General features: G+C 50.7%; 9 protein-coding genes and 1 pseudogene. 4 read left to right on the top strand and 6 right to left on the bottom strand.

The annotated features are described in order from the left end of the window. The 3 genes and pseudogenes from WFM46_RS22500 to marB all read left to right on the top strand — a co-directional run. A pseudogene (locus tag WFM46_RS22500) lies at positions 1-147 on the top strand (transcriptional regulator); the annotation flags it as partial. Between the two features lie 18 nt (positions 148-165). Further along, positions 166-549, top strand: coding sequence for an MDR efflux pump AcrAB transcriptional activator MarA (marA, locus tag WFM46_RS22505; RefSeq protein ID WP_139156372.1), 384 nt, complete (start codon positions 166-168; stop codon positions 547-549). 53 nt (positions 550-602) lie between these two features. Beyond that, positions 603-818 (top strand): multiple antibiotic resistance protein MarB, encoded by a 216-nt coding sequence (gene marB, locus WFM46_RS22510; protein WP_103179554.1) that lies wholly within the window; start codon positions 603-605, stop codon positions 816-818. A 32-nt stretch (positions 819-850) separates the two neighbouring features. On the opposite strand, the gene eamA is transcribed toward marB, so the two are convergent. Further along, entirely contained in the window at positions 851-1,750 is a 900-nt protein-coding gene (gene eamA, locus WFM46_RS22515; protein ID WP_336998593.1) for an O-acetylserine/cysteine exporter, read from the bottom strand. Between the two features lie 191 nt (positions 1,751-1,941). Between eamA and ydeE the strand changes: the two genes are divergently transcribed. Then, the gene (gene ydeE / locus WFM46_RS22520) at positions 1,942-3,135 is read left to right on the top strand and encodes an efflux MFS transporter YdeE (RefSeq protein ID WP_336998594.1); all 1,194 of its coding nucleotides are present in this window, start codon (positions 1,942-1,944) and stop codon (positions 3,133-3,135) included. 68 nt (positions 3,136-3,203) lie between these two features. On the opposite strand, the gene WFM46_RS22525 is transcribed toward ydeE, so the two are convergent. The 5 genes from WFM46_RS22525 to WFM46_RS22545 form a co-directional block, all read right to left on the bottom strand. Next, positions 3,204-3,683 carry an Hcp family type VI secretion system effector gene (locus WFM46_RS22525; RefSeq protein WP_103824451.1) on the bottom strand — a complete coding sequence of 160 codons (480 nt, stop codon included), beginning with the start codon at positions 3,681-3,683 and terminating at the stop codon, positions 3,204-3,206. 17 nt (positions 3,684-3,700) lie between these two features. Further along, positions 3,701-3,895, bottom strand: coding sequence for a hypothetical protein (locus WFM46_RS22530; protein ID WP_214422593.1), 195 nt, complete (start codon positions 3,893-3,895; stop codon positions 3,701-3,703). Between the two features lie 3 nt (positions 3,896-3,898). Then, the gene (locus tag WFM46_RS22535; protein ID WP_336998595.1) at positions 3,899-4,615 is read right to left on the bottom strand and encodes a hypothetical protein; all 717 of its coding nucleotides are present in this window, start codon (positions 4,613-4,615) and stop codon (positions 3,899-3,901) included. Positions 4,616-4,757: 142 nt separating this feature from the next. Continuing rightward, the gene (gene zinT, locus WFM46_RS22540; RefSeq protein ID WP_103179548.1) at positions 4,758-5,399 is read right to left on the bottom strand and encodes a metal-binding protein ZinT; all 642 of its coding nucleotides are present in this window, start codon (positions 5,397-5,399) and stop codon (positions 4,758-4,760) included. A gap of 67 nt (positions 5,400-5,466) precedes the next feature. Further along, a partial coding sequence (locus tag WFM46_RS22545) for an ATP-binding cassette domain-containing protein (RefSeq protein WP_336998596.1) occupies positions 5,467-5,988 on the bottom strand: 522 nt, incomplete at its 5' end.

Consider the following 5,988-nt stretch of genomic DNA (forward strand, 5'->3'; position numbering starts at 1 on the left):
CTTTTGCAACTAACCAGCAACGGCGCGGACATGTGTGAACAATGTCATCAATTAGTAGGACAAGAGCTGCACCAGGAACTAACAAAAAACTTAACGGCGGACGAAGTGGCAACTCTTGAGCATTTGCTTAAGAAAATCCTGCCGTAAACAGAAAGAGGTATGACGATGTCCAGACGCAATACTGACGCCATCACTATTCATAGCATTTTGGACTGGATCGAAGATAACCTGGAGTCACCGCTCTCGCTTGAAAAAGTGTCTGAGCGCTCAGGTTACTCAAAATGGCACCTGCAACGGATGTTTAAAAAAGAGACCGGCCACTCATTAGGCCAGTACATCCGCAGCCGCAAATTAACGGAAATCGCACAGAAGCTGAAGGAAAGTAACGAGCCGATCCTCTATCTGGCTGAGCGTTACGGGTTTGAATCGCAACAGACCCTGACCCGCACGTTCAAGAACTACTTCGATGTGCCGCCGCATAAATACCGTATTACCAATATGCATGGGGAATCCCGGTATCTGCTTCCGATCAATCACTGTAACTGCTAATCGCCTGTATTAAGAGCCTGGTGGGTTAGGCTCTAAGACGTATCGAGGAAATCATGAAACTATTCGCTTCCGCCGCCTTTACCGCTTTGGTGCTGGTCTCAGGCCAGAGTTTTGCGGAGCAAACGCCATCCGTGCCGCAGCCACACAGCCGTGACACGATGATTCTGCCGACCGCTAACGGTCAGTCGCCCCACGATTTTAACCATATGGGCGCAGGCAGCGACAAATCCGACGAATTAGGGGTGCCGTACTACAATCAGCACAATTAATTCGTTTTGCCCCGCCCCGCGCGGGGCTTTTTTTAGCTTCTCACCCGCGCCGTCCGGCGCACACGAAAACCAAAGACATTAATATAGAGCCCTGCCATCACCAGAACCGCCCCTGCAAGCTGCAATGCGCCGAGCTTTTCATCCAACAGCAGCGCCGCGCTGGCGATCCCCACCACCGGTACTAACAGCGACAGCGGCGCCACCCGCCAGGTTTCGTAGCGTCCGAGCAGCGAGCCCCAGATGCCATAGCCGATAATGGTGGCGACAAAGGCCAGGTAGAAAAGCGACAAAATGGTGGTGATATCGAGAGTGACCAGGCTGTTAAGCATGACCGTCGGGCCATCCATCAGCCAGGAGGCCAGCATAAAGGGGACAATCGGGATGAGCGCGCTCCACACCACCAGCGACATCACCGCCGGACGCGTCTCCAGCTGCATGATCTTTTTGTTGAAAATGTTGCCGCAGGCCCAGCTGAACGCTGCCGCCAGGGTCAGTAAAAAGCCCAGCAGCGCGACGTGCTGCCCGTTGAGGCTGGCTTCGGCAAGCACCAGCACCCCGACCACCGCCAGGACAATACCTGCCAGCTGCTTGCCCTGCAGCCGCTCGCCAAACGCCAGCGCCCCCAGGATAATGGTGAAGAACGCCTGAGCCTGTAACACCAGGGAAGCCAGCCCGGCGGGCATGCCGAAGTTGATGGCGCAAAACAGAAAGGCAAACTGACCAAAGCTGATGGTCAGACCGTAGCCCAGCAACAGACGAAACGGGATTTTCGGGCGCGCGATAAAAAAGAGCGCCGGGAAGGCTACCAGCAGAAAGCGTAAACCGGCCAGCATCAGCGGGGGCATATTGTGCAGCCCGACTTTGATCACTACAAAATTCAGTCCCCAGACCACCACGACCAGCAACGCCAGCAGCCCATCTTTGCGCGTCATACCCTGCCCCTGTTTATTAAATTTTTGTAAACACTTATCAAAGTAACGAAAAAAACGGGCGAGGAACAGATCATTAATTCTGACAGGCAGGCAAAGCACTTAGGGATAAATTGGGTGCTATACAAGATGCTTATGGCGTGATAATCCTGATAGATATTACAAAAATTTACATGCATTTGTCGGGCAGGAAAATGAAACAGTCTCTCAGGCGTTCAACCGCAGCGCTGCTGGCCTCATCGCTATTACTCACCATTGGCCGCGGCGCTACGCTGCCGTTTATGACCATCTATTTAACCCGCGTCTTCAACATGAGCGTGGAAAATATTGGTTATGCCCTGACGGTGGCCCTGACGATTGGCGTGGTCTTCAGCTTAGGGTTTGGCATTCTGGCCGACAAATTCGATAAAAATCGCTATATGCTGATCGCCATTACAGCAGTGGCGTTGGGCTTCCTGGCGATCCCGCTGGTAGATAATGCAGTCATGGTGGTGCTGGCATTCTCGCTGATCAACTGCGCCTATTCGGTCTTTTCCACGGTGCTGAAAGCCTGGTTTTCCGATGTGCTGAGCCCGGCGGAAAAGGCGCGCGTTTTCTCGCTAAACTACAGTTTTCTCAACATTGGCTGGACCGTCGGGCCGCCATTAAGCACGCTGCTGGTGATGTACAGCCTGCAACTGCCGTTCTGGGTTGCCGCCTTCTGCGCTGCGCTGCCGCTGGTTTTAGTTCAGCGCTATGTGCAAAAAAGCGTGGCGGCCGACGGTGAAAACGCCCCGGTGCCGTGGCAGCCGTCAGTGCTGCTTCGTGACCGGGCACTGTTCTGGTATACCCTCTCCGGGCTGCTGGCCTCTTACGTGGGCGGCTCATTCGCCAGCTGTATCTCTCAGTATGTACTGGCGGCCGATTACGACAGCGATTTTGCCCAAAAGGTGGTGGCCGTGGTGCTGCCGGTGAATGCCGCGCTGGTGGTCTCCCTGCAATACATCATTGGTCGCAAACTGTCGGCACGTAATATTCGCCCGCTGATGACCCTGGGCACCCTATTTTTCGTCCTGGGTCTGGCGGGGTTTATGCTCTCCGGCGAGAATCTGGTCTACTGGGGGATTGCCGCGGCGGTCTTTACCATCGGCGAAATTATTTATGCGCCAGGTGAATATATGTTGATCGATAATATCGCCCCGCCGGGCATGAAAGCGAGCTACTTCTCCGCCCAGGCCCTCGGCTGGCTGGGTGCGGCGTTTAACCCGATGATCACCGGCCTAATATTGACCCATCTCCCGCACTGGTCGCTGTTTGTGATAATGATGATCGCCATCGTGCTGGCGTGGATGATGATTTTACGCGGGATGCGGATGAAGGCGTGGGTTGAATTACCTCGTGTAGCTTGAGAGCAGCGCCCGGCGACGCGGCGCTTGCCGGGCCAGTCTGAATAACACTGGAGCTTAATGTTCACATTTTACGCGAATACACGATGGTTCCAGCTATCTTCGTAGAGAATATTTCCATCGATGTACTTCCACAGAATCTTTTCATACCGTAATTCAATATCTTCAAGGTGCGTGCTTGTCATACCACTGGGATGCAAATTCGGCGTAATGGCACAAATTTTGACGTTTTCCATGACAATATTGAAATACTCTACCTCAATACCAGCGTCGTTGGTTTGATACATCTTAAGCGTTGCTGTTTTTAATGTACGGCCTTCGCAAAGTGCCCGAAACAGCAATGGCGTCGTTCTATCAAACTCTTTCTGGACTTTTACAGGAGTATGAAGTCTGGTCCCACTTAGTTTACCCGTATTTGGATCCGAGGGTAACCAAACATGATGACTAACAGACCGCAGTTCAATAGAACCAAGTCGGGCAGGCATAAGACAAGGACCAACTATGGGTGAACCGTTGTCATCCGTAAGCCATAAATGTGCGGGGTTAGACATATTTTATATCCTCTCTATCACTTTTTAAATTTAAACCAGAGAAAAACGTGAAAACCAATAAGAAATAAAATGAATAATCCTGTTAACTCGATGGCAACATCAGGAAAGTGAGAGACAGCGAACATAGCAAATACAACAATTGATAAACAACATCCCCATCCCCATAGAAACAGGATAAACTCTTCTTTCAACCATTTTTTTAAGAACCGCATAATTTACCTCATTAGCCTGACGATTAAATCAACAAGCTCATCATCTGATATAATCATGGGGTTTAGATAGGGGCTACGGGTAATTAATGGCTCGATAATGAAATACATCATCTCAAGTTTACGCGTATAGAGCGCTTGATAATAAAATGCATTAAATATCTTAAGATTATCAGCACAAAGCGCTGCTTCATGAACTAAACCATAAACGCTGAGCGAAACTGCTGTAGCTGTTACGCTTCCTTTTATAATCAGCGATCTGGCTTGACTTAGTCGCCCGTGTACTATGGCATGAAAACTGTAGCTTTGGCAGATCGCAGTTGCTACAGAAATAGTGAGCAGCCGGTTCGTCGTGCCTGTTGTTGATAGATAAACACCAGCTTTAACAAGTTTGCGAAGGATATGTTGAATACGCCCTTCTGTTTTATTTTTAAAATGAATTTCTATATACAGTCTAATCATTTCAAAAATAACATCTCGATCTTTATATAACTGAATAAGACCAGAGATAAACCTTACATCCTCATGCTTAAGTTTCGCACATACATCCTGATAATTCTCTAAAAAGCAAGATATATAATACGATGCACGGGTTACACCACCTTCCATTTGCTTAAGAGTGGAGGTGACGTTATCCTTGACGCCTGCTACCGCCTTATCCAACTTAAGAGCAAGGATTTTATCAGCTTCCACAGAAGTAATGATTGCATCATTGAAATACATACCCCTCCCATCAGTAATTTTTTATTAGCATTACAGGATGAGATATAAGCACACATAACTTGAAGAAAATATTAATGAATTCCGAAATATTCGTAGGCCGGGTAAGGCGCAGCCGCCACCCGGCACACATCTCGCACCGAAATTAATGGTGCAACATCTCCTCAACGACCTGCTCTTTATACATTTCGTTTGGATAGTAGGTTGGCCAGTTGTCCATCTCTTTTAATAACGCCTCGTGGGAGGTGTTGCCCATAAAGATATGGAAATGGCTGGACTGGCGCGGGCCGATAATATGGTCGCTGAACTGGACAAATTTCGGCGCCTGGCTGCTGGCGTCCTTACATTCAAACAGGTAGCGCACCCCTTTCTTACCGGAAGCGTAGGTCAGGATCTTGTAGCCGCTAGAGACATATTCGCAGCTGGCGACCTTTTTCCCGCGATGAAATTCCATCACATTATTTTCGATGCCGATGCTCTCTACGTCGGTGGCGTAACCGGTGCGGTAGTAGGCTTTTACCTGATCAAAAGTTTTACTCTTGTCTTTCTCCGCCTTCTTTTTGAATACCGGGTCGAGATCGCCGCTCAGCAGAAACGGATAGACCGACTGCCAGACGCCATCCCAGTTTGAGAGCGGGCGATCCTTTACATCTTTATCGTCAAACACGCCGTTAGCCGCTTTTTGTTCCGCCTCGGTCATCTGATGTCCGTGGGAATGGGCATACAGCTGGCCGCTGACCAGCAGCGCCCCCAGAGTTATTGCAAACTTACCAATATGTCCTGCCAAGATAATATCCTCACTCCGTTTAAGTGAGTGAGGATGTTATAGTATAACATCGCGCAAAACAACCCTGTTAAATTGCGACCAGACCGCGGACACCCTCCTGCTCCATATTCTCCCCGCGCCCGCGCTGGATAATGCTTCCCCGGGACATGAGCAGATAACTGTCAGCCAGCTCGGCGGCAAAATCATAGAACTGTTCCACCAGCAGGATCGCCATATCTCCCCGGCTGGCGAGCTGGCGGATCACCTGGCCGATCTCCTTGATGACTGACGGCTGAATCCCTTCTGTCGGCTCATCCAGAATCAGCAGCTGCGGACGGCTGGCCAGCGCCCGGCCAATTGCCAGCTGTTGCTGCTGTCCGCCTGAAAGATCCCCGCCCCGACGCTGCTTCATCTCCTGTAATACCGGAAACAGCCGCCAGATCTCGTCGGGCACCTGCTTCGCCTCGCGAGCCGGAAAGCGCGATAAGCCGAGCAGCAGGTTCTCCTCCACCGTCAGGCGGGGAAAAATGTCCCGCCCCTGCGGCACATAGGCGACGCCCGCCTGCACCCGCTGGTGCGGTTTTGCCTGGGTGAGATTTTTTCCCTGCCA

The organism is Leclercia sp. M50, from assembly GCF_037150775.1.
Lineage (GTDB): Bacteria > Pseudomonadota > Gammaproteobacteria > Enterobacterales > Enterobacteriaceae > Enterobacter.

Bases quoted from the DNA above. Each gene is read 5' to 3' on its own strand.
- WFM46_RS22530 (WP_214422593.1), bottom strand. From the start codon at position 3,895: ATGCGGTTCTTAAAAAAATGGTTGAAAGAAGAGTTTATCCTGTTTCTA.
- WFM46_RS22525 (WP_103824451.1), bottom strand. From the start codon at position 3,683: ATGTCTAACCCCGCACATTTATGGCTTACGGATGACAACGGTTCACCC.
- WFM46_RS22535 (WP_336998595.1), bottom strand. From the start codon at position 4,615: ATGTATTTCAATGATGCAATCATTACTTCTGTGGAAGCTGATAAAATC.
- ydeE (WP_336998594.1), top strand. From the start codon at position 1,942: ATGAAACAGTCTCTCAGGCGTTCAACCGCAGCGCTGCTGGCCTCATCG.
- marA (WP_139156372.1), top strand. From the start codon at position 166: ATGTCCAGACGCAATACTGACGCCATCACTATTCATAGCATTTTGGAC.
- eamA (WP_336998593.1), bottom strand. From the start codon at position 1,750: ATGACGCGCAAAGATGGGCTGCTGGCGTTGCTGGTCGTGGTGGTCTGG.
- marB (WP_103179554.1), top strand. From the start codon at position 603: ATGAAACTATTCGCTTCCGCCGCCTTTACCGCTTTGGTGCTGGTCTCA.